An 18,757-nucleotide genomic window follows, 5' to 3' on the forward strand; every position below is an offset into this window, starting at 1 on the left:
GGTCATTCGACGGCGCTGGAGCGACGCCGGCGGATCGGGTGCAGCCCTTTGAGGCGGGCGGCGCGTTCGCTGCTCTGGCGCTGCTGGTGGTCACGCCAGACCTGCTCGGCCCGGGCCGACAGCTCGCCCAGGGTGGCTGCGCCCCCGACCAGCGCCGCGAGCACCGCCCGGACCTGCTCGAACATCGCCTCCAGCGTGGCCGGAGCGAAACGCCCGGCCGGATACTCGAAGCTCAGGTGCAGGTGCTCGTCGTCGTTGTAGAACGCCGCCACCAGGTCCAGCTCGGCCGCCTGGCGCCCGGACGGGAAGTCACTGACCTGCAGCGCCCCCATCGACGGCAGGCGCCCCACGCCTTCCTGGTGGATCAGCTTGATCGAGAACAGCGGCGAGCGGCCGTTGCGCCGGGGCAGGCGCAGGGCCTCGACCAGGCGCTCGAACGGCAGGTCTTGGTGCTCGGATGCCTCGATCAACGTTCGGCTGCACAGGGTCAGCAGCTGATCGGCAGTCATCGCCGGCACAAGCTCCACCTGCAGCACCAGCTGGTTGACGAAGAAGCCAACCATGCGCTCGAGCTCGGCATGGTTGCGGTTGGCGATGTCGGTGCCGATGCGCAGGCGGGCCTGCCCGGTGCGCTGTTGCAGCACCACGTTGAACGCGGCCAGCAGCACGCTGAACAGCGACTGCTGGCGTTGCCGTGCGAACCGGCGCAAGGCCGCGCTCTGGGCGCGGTCGAAGGTGAAGTGGCAGGTCGCGCCCTGCCCGGCTTCGCCGGGTTCGGCAGTCGGGTCCGGCGGCAGCTCCAGCACCGGGTGATGCTCGCCCAGATGGGCCTGCCACCAGGCGAGTTGGCGTTGCAGTTCGCCGCCCTGCTCCAGCCACTGGCGCTGCCAGCGGGCGAAGTCGGCGTATTGCAGGTTCAGCCCTGGCAGGGTCGGCTGCTCGCCTGCCGCGAATGCGCTGTAGAGGCTGACGAACTCGTCGATCAGCACACGGAACGAGCCGTCGTCGGCGACGATGTGGTGCAAGGTCATGAGCAGCACATGGTCCTGGTCGGCCAGTTGCAGCACCTGCACACGCAGCAGTGGGCCGTTGGCCAGATCGAACGGCTGCGCGACTTCCTCGCGGGCCAGTGCCTGGGCACTGGCCTCGGCATCGGCCAGGCCACGCAAGTCGCGGTAACGCAGCGCTAGCGGCAGGTCGTCACGCACCTGTTGCCAGGTACTTCCGCGCGCCTCGTGGTAGGTGCTGCGCAGCACTTCATGACGCGCCAGCAAGGCTTCGAAGGTACGGCGCAGGGCGTCCGGATCCAGTGGGCCGCGCAGGCGCAGGGCGCCGGGCATGTTGTACATCGAGCTGTGCGGCTCCAGGCTCCAGAGGAACCACAGGCGCTGCTGGGCGAACGACAATGGCTGCTCGCCCGGCCCTGAGTCTCGCGCCATGGCCGGGCGGGCGAGTACGGCCTGATCGGCACTGGCGCGCACCTGCTCGGCAAAATCGCACAGCCGCGGATGCTCGAACAGCGCCCGCAGGCTCACTGCACGCCCCACTTGCCGGCGCACCTGGGAAACGATCTGGGTGGCCAGCAGGGAGTGGCCGCCCAGGTCGAAGAAGTTGTCCTCGCGGCCCAGGCCATCGAGGCCCAGCACCTGCTGCCAGATCTGCCCGAGCTGCTGCTCCAGGCCTTCGCGCAGCGGCTCGCCACCCTCGAGCGCCAGGGCCTCGGGCGCGGGCAAGGCCGTGCGGTCGAGTTTGCCGTTGCGGTTGAGCGGCAGCGCTGCCAGCGCCACCACCTGGGCCGGCAACAGGTAGTCCGGCAAGCGGGCCTTGAGCGCCTGGCGCACGGCGCGGGTCAGTTCGGCGCTGGTATGCGCAGGCGCGGTGGGCACGGCGTAGCCGATCAATTGCTTGCCGGTGGCGCCCTCGTGCACCAGCACCGCTGCTTCGCGGATCATGGGCAACGCTTGCAGGTGCGCTTCCAGCTCACCCAGTTCGACCCGGAAACCACGGATCTTCACCTGATGGTCGGCCCGGCCGATGTACTCGACCACGCCATCGGCGCGCACCCGCGCCAGGTCGCCGCTGCGGTACAAGCGCTGGCCCGGGGTGCCGGCGAACGGGTCTGGCACGAAGCGCTCGGCGGTCAGCGCCGCACGGCCATGGTAGTCACGGGCAAGGCCCGCGCCTGCGGCGATGCACAGCTCGCCGGCCAGGCCCACCGGGGCCAGGTGGCCGTGGCCGTCCAGGATGTGCAGCGCCCGCCCCGGCAACGCGCGGCCGATCGGAATGGCGCCCGCGCTGTCGGCCAAGGTGCAAAGGTGCGTGCTCGACACCACCGTGGCCTCGGTGGGGCCGTAGGTGTTGACCAGCCGCACATGCCCCAGCCCAGCCGCGTGCCACAGCTTGAGCCCCTCGGCGGACATCGCCTCGCCCCCCACATGCACCTGGCGCAGGCGCCCGGCCTCACGCGGTGCGCTGGCGGCCCACTCCTGGGCCAGCAGGAACCAGTACGCCGCCGGCAGGTCGGCCAGGGTGATGCCCTGGGCGATGATCTGCTCGTAGAGGGTCGTGGTGTCCCACAGCTCATCGCCGCGCAGCACCAAGCAGGCGCCCACGCACAGCGGCGGGTAGCACTGCTCGACGAAGCCGTCGAAGCTGAAGGTGGCGAACTGCAGCACTCGATCCTCGGGGACCAGTTGCGAATAGTCGGCGGCGATCACGCAGAATTCGCGCAGTGCCGCATGGGCAATCGACACCCCCTTGGGCTGGCCGGTGGAACCGGAGGTGTAGATCAGGTAGGCCAGGTCCTGGGCACTGGCCAGGTTGACCGGGTTTTCCGGGCTGTAGCCCTCCAGCCAGCCCTCGCCCGCCTCCAGCAGCAGGCAAGGCAGCCCGGCCGGCGCCTGGAGCAAACCAGGCTGCATGAGCAACAGGCTCAGGGCGCTGTCCTCGATCATGTAGGTCAGGCGTTCGGCCGGGTAGTCGGGGTCCAGCGGCACATAGGCGGCGCCCGCCTTGAGCACCGCCAAGAGGCTGGCGATCATCATCGGCCCGCGTCGCACCGACAGCCCCACGCGCTGGCCAGGACCCACGCCGCATGCGCGCAGGCGATGGGCCAGGCGGTTGGCCTGGGCATTGAGTTGGTCGTAGGTCCAGCGCTGCTCGCCGGCGATCAGGGCCAGCGCCTGTGGCGTGAGCGCTGCCTGGCATTCGAAGCGCTGGTGCGCCAACAGCGGGCTGTCCAGCGTCAGCCGCGGCTGCCCGCCCTGGGCTAGGCGCTCGGCGTGGCGCGCGGCATCGAGCAGGCCCAGGCTCGCCAGCGGCTGTTCAGGCGCGGCCACGAACTGCGCAAGCAGGTGCACCAGGGCATCGCGCAGCTGCGCCACCTGTGCACTGCCGATCCGGGTGCGGTCGTGGCTGAAGGTCAGTACCAGGCCCTGGTGCTGCTCGATGCCCAGGGTCAGCGGATAGCTGGTCTGCTCGACGTTGCTGACCTGCGAGAGCCGCAAGCCGCCCGGTGCCCCTTGGCGCAGCGCCTCGGCCACCGGGAAGTTCTCGAACACCAGCAGGCTGTCGAACAAGGCCCCCTGCTGGCCGGCCCAGCGCTGGATGTCGACCAGCGAAGTGTGCTCGTGCTCGCGCAGTTGCAGGTTAAGCGCCTGCACCTCGCCCAGCCAGGCAGCCACGCGCTGGGTCGCACGCGGCGCGCAGATCACCGGCAAGGTGTTGATGAACAACCCGACCTGCTGCTCGATGCCCGGCAACTGCGCCGGGCGCCCGGCCACGGTGGCGCCGAAGGCCACCGATGGCTGGTTGCAGTAGCGCTGCAGCAGCAACGCCCAGGCCGCCTGGAACACCACGCTGACGGTCACCTGTTGGGCCCGGGCGAACGCCGCCAGGCGTTGGCTGAAGGCTTCGTCCAAGCCGTGGACCAACTCGCCGAAACCCTCCTCGCCCGCCTCGCGGGGCAGCGCTTCGCCCAGCAGGGTCGGTGCTTCGAGCGCCTGGAGCTGGCCGCGCCAGAAGACCTCGTCCAAGGCCGGGTCGCGCCGTTGCAGCCAGGCCAGGTAATCGGCGTACTTGCCCGCACTCACCGGCGGTTGGCCGCCTGCATAGCGTTGCAACACCTCGCCCAGCAGTTGGGCGTTGCTCCAGCCATCCATGAGGATGTGGTGGCTGGTGTAGATCAACTGGTAGCGCTCGCCGCCCAGGTGCACCAGCACCAGGCGCAGCAAGGGTGCGCGGTCCAGGGCGAAGGCGCGGGTGCGCTCCTGATCGGCAATGCGCTGGATATCCGCGCCTTCGCCCGGCAGCACCTGCAGTGGCAGTGCTACCTCGCGGGCGATCGACTGCACCGGCTGCGCCAGGGCCTCCCAGTGATACTGGCTGCGCAGCACGTCGTGGCGTGCGAGCACGGCCTGCCAGCTGGCGGCGAAGCGCGCCACGTCCAGGCCGTCGATGCACACCTGCAACTGGTTGATGTAGGCGCCGGTCTCGGGCGCGTAGAGGCTGTGGAACAGCATGCCCTGCTGCAAGGGCGAAAGCGGCAGCACATCCTCGACGTGAGCCCAGTCCAAGGCCAGGCCATCGAGTTGTGCCTGGTTCAGCCGCGCCAAAGGGAAGTCCGAAGGTGTCACGCCGAGGGTGCCGGGGGCCAGGCAATGGTCAAGCAACGCCTCGAGGGCCTGGCCGAAGCCCTCGGCCAGACGCTCGAGGGTGGCGGTAGCGAAGCTTTCGCGGCAGTAGCGCCACTCCAGCACCAGCTGGCCCTGGTACACCTGCCCTTCCAGGCTCAAAGCGCTGGCCAACGGCGCCATAGGATCCTGGGCCTGGCCGCTGCCTTCGATGGCCGGAGCGAACAAGGCGTCGTCTCCGAATTGCTGGTCGAACTGGCCCAGGTAGTTGAACAGGATGCCCGCCTGCGCCTGGGCGGCCAGCTGTGCGCCGGCCTCGGCATCCAGGTAGCGCAGCACACCATAGCCGACGCCCTTGTCCGGCACCGCGCGCAACTGCTCCTTGACCGCCTTGATCGCCTCGCCCGGCGTCGGCGCAGCCTTCAGGCGCACGGGGAACAGGCTGGTGAACCAGCCCACGGTGCGGCTCAGATCGATGTCGTCGAACAGCGCCTCTCGACCGTGGCCTTCGAGCAGTACCAGGCAGTCCGCCTGAGCGCTCCAGTCAGCCACGGCCTGGGCCAGGGCGGTCAACAGCAGGTCGTTGACCTGGGTGCGGTAGGCCTGGCCTGCGCGCTGCAGCAATTGGCGGGTGCGCTCGGCGCTCAGGCGCCAGGTCAGCACGGCCGCGCTGGCGTTGACCCTGCGCCCATTCGGGTTGTCGTGCGGCAGTGGCGCGCTGGCGCGCTGCGCCAGCCAGAACGGCAATTGCTGACGAGCTCGTGGCAGGTAATCGCCCAAACGTGCAGCCCAGTGCTGGTAGCCGCTGGTCTTGACCGGCAAGGCCTGCTGACGGTAGGCCTGCTGCAGGTCCTCCAGCAGCACGCGCCAGGACACCCCGTCCACCACCAGGTGATGGGCGACCAGCAAGAGCCGCTGGCTGCCATCGGCCATCTGCACCAAGAGCGCACGCAGCAGTGGGCCGTCGGCGAGGTCCAGGCTGGCCTGGGCCTGGTCGCACAGGGCGCGCAAGGCCTGGGCCGACGCAGCCTGACGATGCCACAGCTGCACAGGCGCCGCCTCGGCGTGGGTTTGCTGCCAGCCGGTCAATGTGTGGCGATAGCGCAGGCGCAAGGCGTCGTGTTGCTGGACCAGGCGCACCAGGGCCGCCTCCAGACGCTCGGGCTGCAGCGGCTCGCGCGGGGTCAGCAGCAGGCCTTGGTTCCAATGCTCGCGCGTCGGAATCGTCTGTTCGAAGAACCAATGCTGGATGGGCGTCAACGCCACCTCGCCCTGCAGCGGCCCTTGCTCGACCTGCACCAGCGGCGCCTGCTCCACGGCTTCGGCCAGCTCGCGCAGGGTCTGGTGCTTGAACACATCGGCGGGGCTCAGGCGCAGGCCGGCCTGGCGGGCGCGGCTGACCACCTGGATGGCGATGATCGAATCGCCGCCCAGGGCGAAGAAGTTATCGTCCAGCCCGACCGCCTCGACGCCCAGCAACGGCTGCCAGATCTGCGCCAAGGCGCGCTGGCGTTCGCTGTGCGGCGCCTCGTGCTGCTGGCGCACCGCTCCGGCGCGTGGCAAGGCCTTGCGGTCGAGCTTGCCGTTGGCAGTGACCGGCAGACGCTCCAGGAGCATGAAGCACTCCGGCACCATGAACACCGGCAGGCTCAGTTGCAGATGGGCTCGCAGCTGCGCCTGCAGCGCGCCGCTATCGGCCACAGGCGCCGATGGCACCAGGTAGGCGACCAACAGCTTGTTGTCCTGGGCCAGCACCACCGCTTCCTTGACCGCCGGGTGAGCCATCAGGCCGGCCTCGATCTCGCCCAGCTCGATGCGCAGGCCACGGATTTTCACCTGATGATCCAGGCGCCCCAAGTAGTCGATCACGCCATCTTCGCGGTAACGCGCCAGATCGCCGGTGCGGTACAGGCGCTCACCGGAGCCGAATGGGTCGGCCACGAAGCGCTCGGCGGTCAGCGCCGGGCGGCGGTGGTAACCACGCGCAAGGCCCACGCCGCCCAGGTACAGCTCACCGGCGGCGCCAACCGGCACCGGGTTGAGTTCGGCATCGAGGATGTGGCTGCGCAGGTTGGCGATGGGCCGGCCGATCGGCACGCTGTGGCGGCCATCCTCGATGCAGGCCCAGTGGGTCACGTCGATGGCGGCTTCGGTCGGGCCGTAGAGGTTGTACAGGCCCGCCCCAGGCAAACGGGCGAACACCTGGGCCTGGGCTTCGGCCGGCAGGGCCTCGCCGCTGCAGACAATGCGTCGCAGGCTGGTGCAGGCCTGGACGCCCGGCTCATGGATGAAGGCCTGGAGCATCGAGGGCACGAAGTGCAAGGTGCTGATGCCCTGCTCGGTGATGATCTGGATCAGTTGTGCCGGGTCGCGATGGGCACCGGGCTGGGCCACCACCAGGCGCGCACCGACCATCAGCGGCCAGAAGAACTCCCACACCGACACATCGAAGCTGAACGGCGTTTTCTGCAACACGCTGTCGCACGCCTGCAGCCCATAGGCCTGCTGCATCCAGGCCAGGCGGTTGAACAACGCCTGATGGCTATTGCCAGCACCTTTGGGGCGGCCGGTGGAACCGGAGGTGTAGATCACATAGGCCAGGTTGTGGCCACTGACCTGGCAGGCGGGATCGCTGTGCGGATACCCGGCGCAGTCGGCGGCGGCACTGTCCAGGCACAAGATGCGCAGGTCGGCGTTCAGCGGCAGGCGTGTCCGCAGCGCGGTCTGGGTCAACAGCAGGTTCACACCGCTGTCTTCGAGCATGTAGGCCAGGCGTTCGGCGGGGTAGTCCGGGTCCAGCGGCACGTAGGCACCGCCGGCCTTGAGGATTGCCAGCAGGCCGACCACCATCTCCAGCGAACGCTCAAGGGCAATGCCCACCAGCACCTCAGGGCCGACGCCTGCCTCGATCAGGCGATGGGCCAGGCGGTTGGCTCGGGCGTTCAGTTCGGCATAGCTCAACTGCGTACTGCCGAACACCAAGGCCGGGGCATCCGGCGTGCGCAGGGCCTGCGCCTCGATCAGGCGCTGCACGCAGGGGCCGTTTTCGTAGTGCTCGGCGGTGGCGTTCCAGCCGCGCAGCAGACGCTCGCGTTCGGCATGCCCTAGCAGCGGCAGGTCGCCCAGGCGTGCATCCGGCGCCTGGACGATGCCCTGCAGCAGGTTCAGCCAGTGCTCGCGCAAGCGCTCGATGCTGGCCTGCTCGAACAGGTCGCAGGCGTAGGTCAAGGCTGCGTGCAGGGCGCCAGACTTTTCCAGCGTGTCCAGGGCCAGGTCGAACTGGGTGGTGCGCCCACCCAACTCAAGGCGCGAGGCCTTGAGCCCGTCGGCGATGTACAACTGCTCGAGGTCGGCGACCACGGGCTGGTGGTTGTAGAGCACCTGGAACAGCGGCGAATGGGCAGCATCGCGCGAAGGCTCAAGGGCGTTGACCAGACGCTCGAACGGCAGCTCCTGGTGCGCCTGGGCACCCAACACTGCCGTACGGACTTCAGCCAGCAGTGCGTTGAACGGCTGATCCCCACGCGGCTGGGCGCGCAGCACCTGGGTGTTGACGAACAAGCCGATCAACCCTTCGGTCTCGGCCTTGCCGCGCCCGGCGACCGGCACGCCGACACGAATGTCCTGCTGGCCGGTGTAGCGGTGCAACAGGGCCTGGAACGAGGCCAGCAGCACCATGAACAAGGTCACGCCTTGCTGCTGGGCCAGTGTGCGCAGGCCCGTGGCCAACGCAGGGTCGATGGCGAACTCCAGGCGCACGCCGCGATAACTCGGTGCGGCTGGCCGGGGAAAATCGGTCGGCAATTCCAACACCGGCTGTTCATCGCCCAGCTGGGCCGTCCAATAGTCGAGCTGGCGCTGCAACTCGCCCGCCTCCAGCCAGCTTCGCTGCCACAGGGCGTAGTCGGCGTACTGGATCGGCAGCGGCGGCAACTGGGGTACCTGGCCCGCCACGCATTGGGCGTACAGGCGGCTGAATTCGTCGATCAGCACGTTCATCGACCAGCCATCGGCGACGATGTGGTGCAAGGTGAGCAACAGCACGTGCTCGTCCTCGGCCAGGCGTACCAGGCATACCCGTAGCAACGGCCCTTCCTGCAGGTCGAACGGCAGGCCCGCCTGCTGCTGGGCGATGTCTTGCAAGCGCTGCTCGCGCTCGGCGCAACCTGCAAGATCGTGGCGCTCCAGCGCCAGTGGCCCAGGCGCCTGCACGCGGGGATACCAGATGCCCTCCTCCAGGCGGAACAGCGTGCGCAGCGGCTCATGCCGCGCCACCAGCGCCTCGAAGGCCGCGCTCAGTGCGTCCAGGTCCAGCACGCCCTGTAGGCGCACCGCTCCGGGTAGGTTGTAGGCTGCGCCTTCTGGATCGAGCAACCACAACAGCCCCATGCGCTGCTGGGCGTAGGACGGCTGCGCGCAGGCGATGCCCTCGACCTGCGCAGGAATGGGCAACAGCGAGAACTCCACCCCTTCTCGCGCCAAGGCCTGAAGAAACAGGCGCCGCTTGTCCAACGGCAGGGCGATAAAGCGACGGGCAAGCTTCTCGGCGTCTTCAGGTTTCATGCTGGGCGTCTTCCTAAAAGTTCATTCGTAGTGCCGGGGCACTCGCATGCAGTTAGGAACGAAACTCAATTCGGCGGATTTAGGCTCGGCGCAACGCCGCGGCCCAGAGGCGTTGAAATATTTTTTTGCATTTTGCCCCGCAGGTTTTTGCCGCTCATTCGTCACATATAGAAACGAATGCGATTCAGTCGCGAAAAGCCCGCCTGGGCCGTTGCGCGATGTCGTGGCTCATTTGCCCAACAAGACCGGTACTCATGTCGAAAAAGTCCCGCTCCAAAACCTGGTTCCTGGTGCACAGCTGGCTGGCGTTGCCCATCTGGTTCTTCGTGTTGATCGTCTGCGTGACCGGCACCCTGGCCGTGCTTAGCCAAGAAATCGTCTGGCTGGCCAACCCAGACGTGCGCGCCAGCAAGCCCCACGATGACGCCCAGCCGCTGAGCTACCAGCAGGTGCTCGACGCGATCCACCGCGCCGACCCGGCCATCGCGGTGAACTACATCAGCAAGCCGGGCGAGGCGCACTTCGCCCTCACCGCCAGCGTCACCTACCCCGACGGCACGTCACCGATCCTGTACGTGAACCCCTACACCGGAGCGATCCAGGGCAAGAGCCCGACCTTCGATTTCGAAGCCTTCACCCGGGCACTGCACGGCTGGTGGCTGGTGCCGTTCACCAACGGCTACAGCTGGGGCTGGTACCTGGTGTCCTTGCTGGGGCTGCCGCTGCTCGCCTCGCTGGTCACCGGGCTGGTGGTGTACAAGCGCTTCTGGAAAGGCTTTTTCAAGCTGCCGCGCCTGGGCCACGGTTCGCGGATCTTCTGGGGCGATCTGCACCGCCTGAGCGGGGTCTGGTCGATCTGGTTCATCGCCACCATCTCCATCACCGGCACCTGGTTCCTGATCCAGGCCACGCTGGCCGATAACCACGTGACGATTTCCAGCGAGCCGATCGTGCCGGCCATCGCCCGCGAAGACGTGCCGCGCACCGCCGACGGCCAGGCGCCCACGCCGATCAGCCTGGACGAGGCCGAGCGCGCCGCCACCGAGCGCTTCCCAGGCTTCGAGGTGACCTTCATCACCCTGCCGGGCAATGCCTACAGCCATTACTACATGGGCGGGCGCGGCTGGTATCCGCTGATGTTCGAAACAGTCAACGTCAACCCCTACAACAGCAAGGTCGAGGCTTCGTTCATGGTTTCGGATCGCTCGGCCCTGGAGTTCGTCACCGAGTCCATGCGCCCGCTTCACACCGGTGATTTCGGCGGTATCTGGGTCAAGCTGATCTGGGCCTTCTTTGGCCTGATGCTGACCTTGATGGTGCTCAGCGGCCTGTTGATCTGGACCAAGCGCACCGCCCAGGCCACCGCCGCTGCGCTCAAGCGCCAGCCCCGGGCACGCGCGGCGACCGCGTCGGAGGCCAGCCTATGAGCAAGCACACCCCACCCCAGTCGCCAGTCAAACGTTTCTGGCTGAAGTGGCGATTTCACCTGAACATCCTGCTGGTGCTGATTCCCCTCGGGCTGATGCCCAAGTACTTGCATGAAGCCTCGATGGACCGTGGCGAAATCGGCCTGGGCGAACGTGAATTGGGCGAACTGAATGCCGGCCCGTGGAGCGTGCGCCTGGCCGAGCGCTTCGACGAGGCGCCGCGCTCCGACGGCCCGGCGGGCTACTTCAAGCAGTTCAAGATTGCCCTGTGCGAGCAGTGCAGCGACATCAAGGCGGTGTACCTGCGCGTGGGCAAACCGCGCAGCCTGCGGGCAGCCGGCGCGTTGTTCGTCGGCACGCCTTATCGCATGACCGGCGAGGTCAACATTCCGCAAAAGACCCGGCCCGACGCCGAGCTGTGGCTCACCTTCGAAGGCTGGGACGGGCAGATGCACCAGGCCTCGATTCCGCTGGCCAAGGCATCGCCGGCCACCGTGGCGTGGCTTCAGAAACAAGGAGGCAAGCAATGAAACACTGGATGGGCGCCCTCGCCCTGCCCCTGCTGCTGGGCGTCGCGCTGCCTGCGCAGGCCCATAACCCCATGTGCGAATGCACCGAATCGGCCGACCAGATCACCTGCAAAGGCGGGTTCTCCGACGGCAGCGGCGCACCAGGAGTGACCCTGGACGTGATCGGCTATGACGAACAGGTGCTGCTGGCCAGCAAGCTCGGCGAAGACTCCACCCTGACCTTCAAGCGCCCCGAGGGTGAGTTCTATGTGCTGTTCGACGCAGGCCCCGGCCATGTGGTGGAAGTCGACCATGCCGACATAGGCGCGCCATGAGCCGGGCCCAGGTAGTACGCCCGGCCGGTGCCGGGCACGAGACCTTGTACGTGCTGCTCGCCGCCCTGCTGATCATCACCTTCGCCACCACGGTGGTGGTGCTGCGCGGTGAGCGCGAAGACGAAGTGGCCATCGCGGCCCACCAGATCGATGCCCGCCGCGACCTCACCGCCGCCGAGCAAGGCCTGTACACCGACCTGTGGGTAGCGGTCGAGGAGATCGCGCTGCTGCGCGAGGAAAGCGGCCAGGTCCCGGACGTGGAGGCCTTGGCCGAGGAAGGCCTGCCGCCCTTCGTGCCCGACGCCAGCAGCCAGCGCCGCGGAGGTCACCACTGGCAGCGACTGCCCAGCGGCGCCTACCTGGGCCTCAGCCAGGACGCCCAGGTGGCGGGCAGCCTGCTGCTGATCCTGCCTTCTGGCGACGGCGAACAGCCGGATGTCTGGCTGCGCCGTGACCGCAGCGCCCTGGCCCCGGACGACCTGGGCCAGACCGCGCTGATCGCCGCCGGCTGGCAGCAGGTGGTCAGCCACTACGACGCCGGGGTCACCCGCCAACACCGCCACTGAACCGAAGGATTCCCCCATGCTCCGCTTCGTCCTCACCCTGCTGTTGGCCTGCGCCTTGCCGGCCCTGGCCCAGGCCGACAACGGCAAGCCCCTGCGCATCGGCATCACCCTGCACCCCTACTACAGCTATGTGTCCAATATCGTCGGCGACAAGGCCGAGGTGGTGCCGCTGATTCCGGCAGGCTTCAACCCCCATGCCTACGAGCCGCGGGCCGAAGACATCAAGCGCATCGGCACCCTGGATGTGATCGTGCTCAACGGTGTGGGCCACGATGACTTTGCCGACCGCATGATCGCCGCCAGCGAAAAACCCGATATCAAGACCATCGAGTCCAACGCCAACGTGCCGCTGCTGGCCGCCACCGGGATCGCCGCCCGGGGCGCGGGCAAGGTGGTCAACCCGCACACTTTCCTGTCGATCAGCGCGACCATCGCCCAGGTCAACAACATCGCCCGCGAGCTGGGCAAGCTCGACCCGGACAACGCCAAGGCCTACACCCAGAACGCCCGCGCCTACGCCAAGCGCCTGCGCACGCTGCGCGCCGAGGCCCTGGCCCAGGTCACCCAGGCACCGGACGCCACCTTGCGCGTAGCCACCATCCACGCCGCCTACGACTATCTGGTGCGCGACTTCGGTCTGGAAGTCACCGCCGTGGTCGAGCCGGCCCATGGCATCGAGCCGAGCCCGGCGCAGCTCAAGAAGACCATCGACCAGCTCAAGGCCTTGGATGTGCAGGTGATCTTCTCGGAGATGGACTTCCCGTCAGCCTATGTCGACACCATCCAGCGCGAAGCGGGCGTGCGCATTTACCCGCTGACCCACATCTCCTACGGCGAGTACACCCAGGACAAGTACGAGGTGGAGATGAAGCGCAACCTGGACACCGTGGTACGCGCCATCCAGGAGACCCGCACATGACCGCAGCCGCCCACCTCGGCGCCGCCTGCGGGCCGCGCATCGAGTTCGCCGGCATCGACCTGACCCTGGGGCGTACGCGCATTCTCGAAAACGTGGCCTTCAGCGTCGCCGCCGGCAGCGTGCATGCCATCGTCGGCCCCAATGGCGGCGGCAAGAGTTCGTTGATCAAGACCTTGCTTGGGCAGATGCCGCACCAGGGCCAGTTGACCCTGCACTGGCCGACCGAGCGCGAAGTGATCGGCTATGTGCCCCAGGCTCTGGAGTTCGACCGGGGCCTGCCGATGACCGTGGACGATTTCATGGCCGCCCTGTGCCAGCGTCGCCCGGCCTTCCTGGGCCTGGCCGGTCGCGTGCGGCCAGCCATCGACGCGGCCCTGGCGCGGGTCGGCATGCTCGAGAAACGCAAACGGCGCATGGGCGCCCTCTCCGGGGGCGAACGCCAGCGCGTGCTGCTGGCCCAAGGGCTGATCCCCGAACCTCAGCTGCTGGTACTCGACGAACCCATGTCGGCCCTGGACGAAGCCGGTATCCAGGTGTTCGAGCAACTGCTCACGGCCTGGCGCCAGGCGGGTACCACGGTGCTGTGGATCGAGCACGACCTTGAAGCCGTGTTGCGCCTGGCCGACCGGGTCACCGGTCTGAACCGCCAGGTGCTGTTCGACGCCCCACCCGCCCAGGCCCTCACACCGCAGCGCCTGCTTGGCCTGTTCAGCGTTCACCCTCGCAGCGGGAGCCTTGCCTGATGAGCTATGACGCCTTCCGCCAGTTGGTCCAGGCCTGGGCCACCGCTGGCTACCTGCCCGAGGCCCTGGCCTACGGGTTCGTGATCAACGCCCTGCTCGCAGGCCTGATGATCGGCCCGGTGCTGGGCGGGCTGGGCACCCTGGTGGTGGTCAAGCGCTTTGCCTTCTTTTCCGAGGCGGTCGGCCACGCGGCGCTCACCGGCGTGGCCATCGGCATCCTGCTGGGCGAGCCCTACACCGGGCCCTACGGCAGCCTGTTCGGCTACTGCCTGCTGTTTGGCCTGCTGCTCAATTTCTTGCGCAACCGCACCGGGCTCTCGCCGGACACGTTGATCGGCGTGTTCCTCTCGGTGTCCCTGGCGCTGGGCGCGAGCTTGCTGCTGATGCTGGCCGGCAAGATCAACGTACACATTCTGGAGAACGTGTTGTTCGGCTCGGTGCTCACCGTCAGCGCCCAGGACCTGGTGGTGCTGGGCATCGTCGCGCTCCTGGTCCTGGCCCTGGCCCTGCCGCTCTACAACCGCATCATGCTGGCCAGCTTCAACCCGCAACTGGCGGCGGTACGCGGGGTGGCGGTCAAGACCCTGGACTACCTGTTCGTGGTGCTGGTGACGCTGGTCACAGTGGCCTCGGTGAAGGTGATCGGGGCGATCCTGGTGGGCGCCCTGCTGGTGATTCCAGCGGCGGCGGCCCGGCTGGTCAGCCAGTCGCTCAAGGGGTTTTTCTTCCTGTCGGTGATCATCGCCACCCTGAGCACCCTGCTCGGCATCTTGCTGCCGATCGTCTTCGACCTGCCTGTGCCCTCGGGCGCGGCGATCATCCTGGTGGCCGGCGGGTGCTTCGCCCTCGCCGCCCTGGCCCGCGCCCTCGTCCCCCGCCTGCAAGGAAACCCGGCATGACCCTCTCCCTCAAGCACCTGACGCTGGCCCTCGCCCTGGCCGGCGTGCCCACGCTCTCCTACAGCACCGAAGTACTCACCACATTACCGGTCACCCACAGCCTGGCGCAGGCTCTGCTCGACGGCACCTCGGTGCAGCTCAAGCGCGCAGCACCGGCCAACTTGCCAGCCACGCGCCAGCCGTCGTACTTCAGCGGCCGGGGCGGCGCCAGTCTGCACAAGGCGGCGCAACAGGCCGACGCGGTGATCGGCGTGCGCTCGATCTGGCGCGACGACCCGCTCTACCCCATGGCCCGGCGCAGCAACATCCGTATCGTCGAGATCGATGCGGCGCGGCCGGTCGATGGTGCGCTGCCGGGCATCGCGGTCACAGGTGAAGACGCCTTCACCGCCTACCCTTGGCTCAACCCGACCAACCTCGGGCGCATGGCCGACGTGGTGGCCAATGACCTGGAGCGCCTGTCGCCGGCGGACAAAGCAAAGATCCAGGCCAACCTCGCCAGCCTCAAGCGTCAGTTGCTGAGCCTGGCCGCCGAGGCCCAGACGCAGTTGGCCGAGGTCGATAACCTGAGCGTGGTGAGTTTGTCCGACCGCCTGGGTTACCTGGCCAGCGGTCTGAACCTGGATGTGGTGGAGCAACCGGTGCCCGTCCAGGACACCTGGCACGAGGCCGACCTCAAGGCCTTGGGCGACACCCTCAAGGCCCAGGACGTGGCCCTGGTGCTGCACCACCGCCAGCCCGCCCCTCCGGTGGCCGAGGCGATCAAGGCCGCGGGCGCCCGGTTGCTGGTGCTCGACAGCGACCCGGACGACACCGTCGGTGGCCTCAAGGCCAGCGTCGAGCAGGTGGTGGCCGCGTTGCGCCAAGGCTGAGCCGGCCCTTGCCGTGCGCGGCTGCGAACTTGTAACGTGCGCTCATTCCAGCCCGGAGCCGCCTGCGTGTCCCTCAAAGCCCTGCGCACCCTGGTGACCATCGCCCGCCACGGTACCTTCGCCCGCGCCGCCGATCTGCTCAGCCTGACGCCCTCGGCGGTGAGCCTGCACATCAAGACCCTCGAGGACGAACTGCAGGTCCCGCTGTTCGACCGCAGCCGGCGTCAGGTGGTACTGACCGAGGCCGGGCAACTGGCCGTGGCCCGCGCCGAAAGCATCCTGGCCGCCTATGACGAGCTGGCCGATGCCCTGGCCAATGGCCCGAGCCTGCGGGGGCGCCTGCGCCTCGGGGCGATCCACACAGTGCTGGCCCGGCGCCTGCCCAAGGCGCTGGTGTGGATCAAAGCCCATCATCCGCAGCTGCACATCAGCGTTTTTTCCGGCATGTCAGCTGAGCTGGCCCGGCGCGTGGAGGACGGCGAGCTGGATGCGGCGATCACCACCGAGCCAGTGCCACCCTACCCTCAGAGCCTGAACCACACCCCGCTGTTCGAAGACCGCTTCTGGGCCATCGCCAGCCCCGAGCTTGCTGGCCAAAGCCTGCCCGAGCTGCTCGCCAGCCAGCCCTTCTTGCGTTTTGACAAGCGCGCCTGGGCCGGGCGGCAGATCGAACAGGAGCTGCGCCGCCAGCACTTGCAAGTGCACGAACAGATGGAGCTGGACAGCCAGGAGGCGCTCGCGCGCATGGCGGCCATGGGGCTTGGGGTCGCGATCATCCCCATGGCCGACGACGACCTCGAACGCCTGCCCCCGGCCATCCGCCTGCCGTTCGGCGAGCCGCAGCTAGTCCGCCGGGTGGTGTTGCTCGAGCATGAGAAGAGCCAGCGGCGGCACCTGAGCGCCGTGCTCAAGACCGCGTTGGAGGCCTGCGATGAGCCGCGCAGCGGCCCCCTGCCGGAATCGCGCCTTGAATCGCCTGCCCTGGGCCGGTAACCTGTGCGCGCTGCTGTCAATCCAGCAGCCGGGTTTGGTAGCCCGCGATCAATCAAGGCGCACAAGCGCCCGCTCTGCGTTTCAGCTGGCGCTTTTTTAGTGCCTGGCTGTTTCGTGTCATGGCGGCTGTGCGTAGGGCGCACTCGTGCGCGCCGGTTTCCTTGATTCCCGGCCTACCAACCTGCGTACAGCCGTCACCATTCGTTTGGTAGCGAATTGTGGCGGCTCCATTGAATCAAGGAGCGACACAATGACGAAAGCCATCCCGGACCCACCCCACCGCAGCACCACGGCTCCGCCGCATTCGGCAGCTGCGAACACAGCCATCCTCCCCTTTTCAGCGTCTGCGCTGGCGTCGAACTCGAAGACGCCCTGGTCCATCTCAGTTCCCTGCTCAAAGGCGCCTGCGCCAGCAACCTCAAAGCCTTGCAAATAACCGACGGCACCTGCCATGACCTGCTGCTGGGCAATGACCATGCACTGGAGGCCGGCAAGGCATTGGTGGAGGCGCTGCTGGATGGGCTGGAGAGACAGCAGGTGACAAAGACCATCGACTAGCCATGGCTGTGACTGCACGAGACGCTGACCGCTGACCGTGCAGTTTTCCTCAAGGGTCACTGCAGAAAACAACGTTTTTTTATGCTGACTGGCGCGGCTAGTCTGTGCCGGAACCCGACACGGACTGCCGCCATGCTCCCTCTGCTCCTGACTACCCTGCTCCCCATCATCCTGCTGATCGCCTTGGGCACCGTGCTGCGGCTGCGGGGGGTTCTGGGCGAGACGTTCTGGCCCGGTGCCGAGCGTCTGAGCTACTACGTGCTGCTGCCCGCTTTGTTTCTGCATGGCCTGGCCACGGCCAACCTGGACGGCGTGCCAGTGTTGGGCATGGTCGGCGTGTTGATGCTTTCGACCGTGCTCGGCGCGCTGCTGCTGGTGCTCTACCAGGGCGCGGTCAACCACGACGGCGCTGACTTCACCTCGGTGTTCCAGGGGGGCGTGCGCTTCAACAACTACATCGGTGCCACCCTCGCCGCAGGTCTTTACGGCAGTGCCGGCATCGCTCTGGCGGCGGTGGCCAACGCTGCCATCGTGCCGTTGGTGAACCTGCTGTGTGTGCTGGTGTTCGCCCGTTTCAGCGACCGGCACAGCTCACCAATCACGGTGCTGCGGGCGATCTTCGCTAACCCGTTGATTGTCGGCTGCGCCGGCGGCCTGCTGTTGCGGGTGACCGGGCTGGGCCTGCCGCCTGGGCTCGAGCCCACGGTCAAGGCCCTGGGCCAGGCCGCCCTGCCCCTGGGGTTATTGTGCGTGGGCGCAGCGCTGGGCGGCGCTCGCCTGGGCCGGCAGGTGCGGCCCTTGGTGGCGGCCTCGGCGTTCAAGTTCCTGGTGATGCCACTGACCACCTGGGGCCTGTGCCGACTGTTGGGCCTGGGCGGTCAGGCGGCGGTGGTGGCCGTGCTGTTCCAGGCCCTGCCGACCGCGTCGTCGTCCTATGTGATGGCCAGACAGATGGGCGGCAACGCACCGCTGATGGCCACGATCATCGCCCTGCAGACCGTCGCTGCCGCCGTCACCCTGCCACTGGTGCTGAGCCTGGCGCTGAGTTGAATCCGCTTGGCTAGACTGTGATTCACCTCACCTCGCGGAAAACTCGACCATGCGCACCTCGTCGCTGGTGTTCGGCCTGACCCTGGCCCTGCTCGCAGGCCCGCTGCACGCAGCCGACAGCCCCAAGGCCGCCGTGGCCGAGGACAAGGCGCAAGTGCTGGAAGAGAAAGTGGTCGATGACGCGCCACCGCCCAAGAAGAAAGAAACCCTCACGCCCGGTGAAGTGAAAGCGGTCGACCCCGCCGGCCAGGCGCCGTTGGATGACAGCATCACCTGCCTTGCGCGCACCATCTATTGGGAATCGAAAGGCGCCAACGCCCAGGACATGAGCGCCGTGGCCAGTGTGGTGCTCAACCGTCTGGGCCACGAAGGCTTCCCCGATACGATTTGCGGGGTGGTCAAGCAAGGGGTGGAAACCAAGGCCTGCCAGTTTTCCTGGTGGTGCGATGGGCGACCTGATCAGGTCGAGGAGGAGCAGCGCTATGCCCTGGCCAAAGAAATCGCCCGCAAGGCCCTCAACCAGCAGTTGAAGGACCCCACGGGCGGCGCGCTGTATTTCCATGACCGCACGGTGCGGCCGCAGTGGGCCAAGGCCTATCGCAAGACGGCCGAGACCACGCATTTCTTGTTTTACAGGCCTAATCAGGCGTTGGCACGGTGACCGCACGGATCATCGACCTGCCCTTCCCAGG

13 protein-coding genes are annotated in these 18,757 nt (G+C 67.6%); 12 read left to right on the top strand and 1 reads right to left on the bottom strand.

The window, feature by feature from the left end; translation table 11 throughout:
• Positions 1-2: 2 nt before the first annotated feature.
• A complete protein-coding gene (locus J5X93_RS15340; RefSeq protein WP_182942997.1) occupies positions 3-9,194 on the bottom strand; it encodes a non-ribosomal peptide synthetase in 9,192 nt (3,063 codons plus the stop codon).
• A 254-nt stretch (positions 9,195-9,448) separates the two neighbouring features.
• Between J5X93_RS15340 and J5X93_RS15345 the strand changes: the two genes are divergently transcribed.
• The 12 genes from J5X93_RS15345 to J5X93_RS15400 all read left to right on the top strand — a co-directional run bounded on the left by J5X93_RS15345 (position 9,449) and on the right by J5X93_RS15400 (position 18,726).
• Positions 9,449-10,621, top strand: coding sequence for a PepSY-associated TM helix domain-containing protein (locus J5X93_RS15345; protein ID WP_043214078.1), 1,173 nt, complete (start codon positions 9,449-9,451; stop codon positions 10,619-10,621).
• On the top strand, positions 10,618-11,151 hold the full coding sequence (locus J5X93_RS15350) for a PA2404 family protein (RefSeq protein WP_070571318.1): 534 nt from the start codon (positions 10,618-10,620) through the stop codon (positions 11,149-11,151). The genes J5X93_RS15345 and J5X93_RS15350 overlap by 4 nt, the downstream gene beginning before the upstream one ends.
• Positions 11,148-11,465 carry a hypothetical protein gene (locus tag J5X93_RS15355; RefSeq protein ID WP_182942994.1) on the top strand — a complete coding sequence of 106 codons (318 nt, stop codon included), beginning with the start codon at positions 11,148-11,150 and terminating at the stop codon, positions 11,463-11,465. The genes J5X93_RS15350 and J5X93_RS15355 overlap by 4 nt, the downstream gene beginning before the upstream one ends.
• Positions 11,462-12,031, top strand: coding sequence for a DUF6162 family protein (locus J5X93_RS15360; RefSeq protein WP_182942992.1), 570 nt, complete (start codon positions 11,462-11,464; stop codon positions 12,029-12,031). Before J5X93_RS15355 ends, J5X93_RS15360 begins: the two co-directional genes overlap by 4 nt.
• Positions 12,032-12,047: 16 nt before the next feature.
• The gene (locus J5X93_RS15365; RefSeq protein ID WP_182815303.1) at positions 12,048-12,950 is read left to right on the top strand and encodes a metal ABC transporter substrate-binding protein; all 903 of its coding nucleotides are present in this window, start codon (positions 12,048-12,050) and stop codon (positions 12,948-12,950) included.
• On the top strand, positions 12,947-13,693 hold the full coding sequence (locus J5X93_RS15370; RefSeq protein WP_102081863.1) for a metal ABC transporter ATP-binding protein: 747 nt from the start codon (positions 12,947-12,949) through the stop codon (positions 13,691-13,693). Before J5X93_RS15365 ends, J5X93_RS15370 begins: the two co-directional genes overlap by 4 nt.
• Positions 13,693-14,592: a metal ABC transporter permease gene (locus J5X93_RS15375; RefSeq protein ID WP_182942990.1), complete on the top strand. Its 900-nt coding sequence runs from the start codon at positions 13,693-13,695 to the stop codon at positions 14,590-14,592. The genes J5X93_RS15370 and J5X93_RS15375 overlap by 1 nt, the downstream gene beginning before the upstream one ends.
• Positions 14,589-15,464 carry a metal ABC transporter substrate-binding protein gene (locus J5X93_RS15380; protein ID WP_102081862.1) on the top strand — a complete coding sequence of 292 codons (876 nt, stop codon included), beginning with the start codon at positions 14,589-14,591 and terminating at the stop codon, positions 15,462-15,464. The genes J5X93_RS15375 and J5X93_RS15380 overlap by 4 nt, the downstream gene beginning before the upstream one ends.
• A gap of 66 nt (positions 15,465-15,530) precedes the next feature.
• A complete protein-coding gene (locus tag J5X93_RS15385) occupies positions 15,531-16,457 on the top strand; it encodes a LysR family transcriptional regulator (protein WP_232092084.1) in 927 nt (308 codons plus the stop codon).
• 426 nt (positions 16,458-16,883) lie between these two features.
• A complete protein-coding gene (locus J5X93_RS28320) occupies positions 16,884-17,015 on the top strand; it encodes a hypothetical protein (protein WP_269475619.1) in 132 nt (43 codons plus the stop codon).
• A gap of 132 nt (positions 17,016-17,147) precedes the next feature.
• Positions 17,148-18,065, top strand: a complete 918-nt coding sequence (locus J5X93_RS15395; RefSeq protein WP_182942988.1) for an AEC family transporter — start codon at positions 17,148-17,150, stop codon at positions 18,063-18,065.
• Between the two features lie 49 nt (positions 18,066-18,114).
• The gene (locus J5X93_RS15400; RefSeq protein WP_102081861.1) at positions 18,115-18,726 is read left to right on the top strand and encodes a cell wall hydrolase; all 612 of its coding nucleotides are present in this window, start codon (positions 18,115-18,117) and stop codon (positions 18,724-18,726) included.
• The last annotated feature ends 31 nt before the right edge of the window (positions 18,727-18,757 follow it).

It is taken from the genome of Pseudomonas sp. BYT-1, assembly GCF_023611805.1.
GTDB classification, from domain to species: domain Bacteria; phylum Pseudomonadota; class Gammaproteobacteria; order Pseudomonadales; family Pseudomonadaceae; genus Aquipseudomonas; species Aquipseudomonas guariconensis.

What these genes read in the sequence shown, in the direction of transcription:
- J5X93_RS15370 (WP_102081863.1), top strand. Translation starts at nt 12,947, where the DNA reads ATGACCGCAGCCGCCCACCTCGGCGCCGCCTGCGGGCCGCGCATCGAG.
- J5X93_RS15355 (WP_182942994.1), top strand. Translation starts at nt 11,148, where the DNA reads ATGAAACACTGGATGGGCGCCCTCGCCCTGCCCCTGCTGCTGGGCGTC.
- J5X93_RS15340 (WP_182942997.1), bottom strand. Translation starts at nt 9,194, where the DNA reads ATGAAACCTGAAGACGCCGAGAAGCTTGCCCGTCGCTTTATCGCCCTG.
- J5X93_RS15375 (WP_182942990.1), top strand. Translation starts at nt 13,693, where the DNA reads ATGAGCTATGACGCCTTCCGCCAGTTGGTCCAGGCCTGGGCCACCGCT.
- J5X93_RS15395 (WP_182942988.1), top strand. Translation starts at nt 17,148, where the DNA reads ATGCTCCCTCTGCTCCTGACTACCCTGCTCCCCATCATCCTGCTGATC.
- J5X93_RS15350 (WP_070571318.1), top strand. Translation starts at nt 10,618, where the DNA reads ATGAGCAAGCACACCCCACCCCAGTCGCCAGTCAAACGTTTCTGGCTG.
- J5X93_RS15380 (WP_102081862.1), top strand. Translation starts at nt 14,589, where the DNA reads ATGACCCTCTCCCTCAAGCACCTGACGCTGGCCCTCGCCCTGGCCGGC.
- J5X93_RS15365 (WP_182815303.1), top strand. Translation starts at nt 12,048, where the DNA reads ATGCTCCGCTTCGTCCTCACCCTGCTGTTGGCCTGCGCCTTGCCGGCC.
- J5X93_RS15345 (WP_043214078.1), top strand. Translation starts at nt 9,449, where the DNA reads ATGTCGAAAAAGTCCCGCTCCAAAACCTGGTTCCTGGTGCACAGCTGG.
- J5X93_RS15400 (WP_102081861.1), top strand. Translation starts at nt 18,115, where the DNA reads ATGCGCACCTCGTCGCTGGTGTTCGGCCTGACCCTGGCCCTGCTCGCA.
- J5X93_RS15360 (WP_182942992.1), top strand. Translation starts at nt 11,462, where the DNA reads ATGAGCCGGGCCCAGGTAGTACGCCCGGCCGGTGCCGGGCACGAGACC.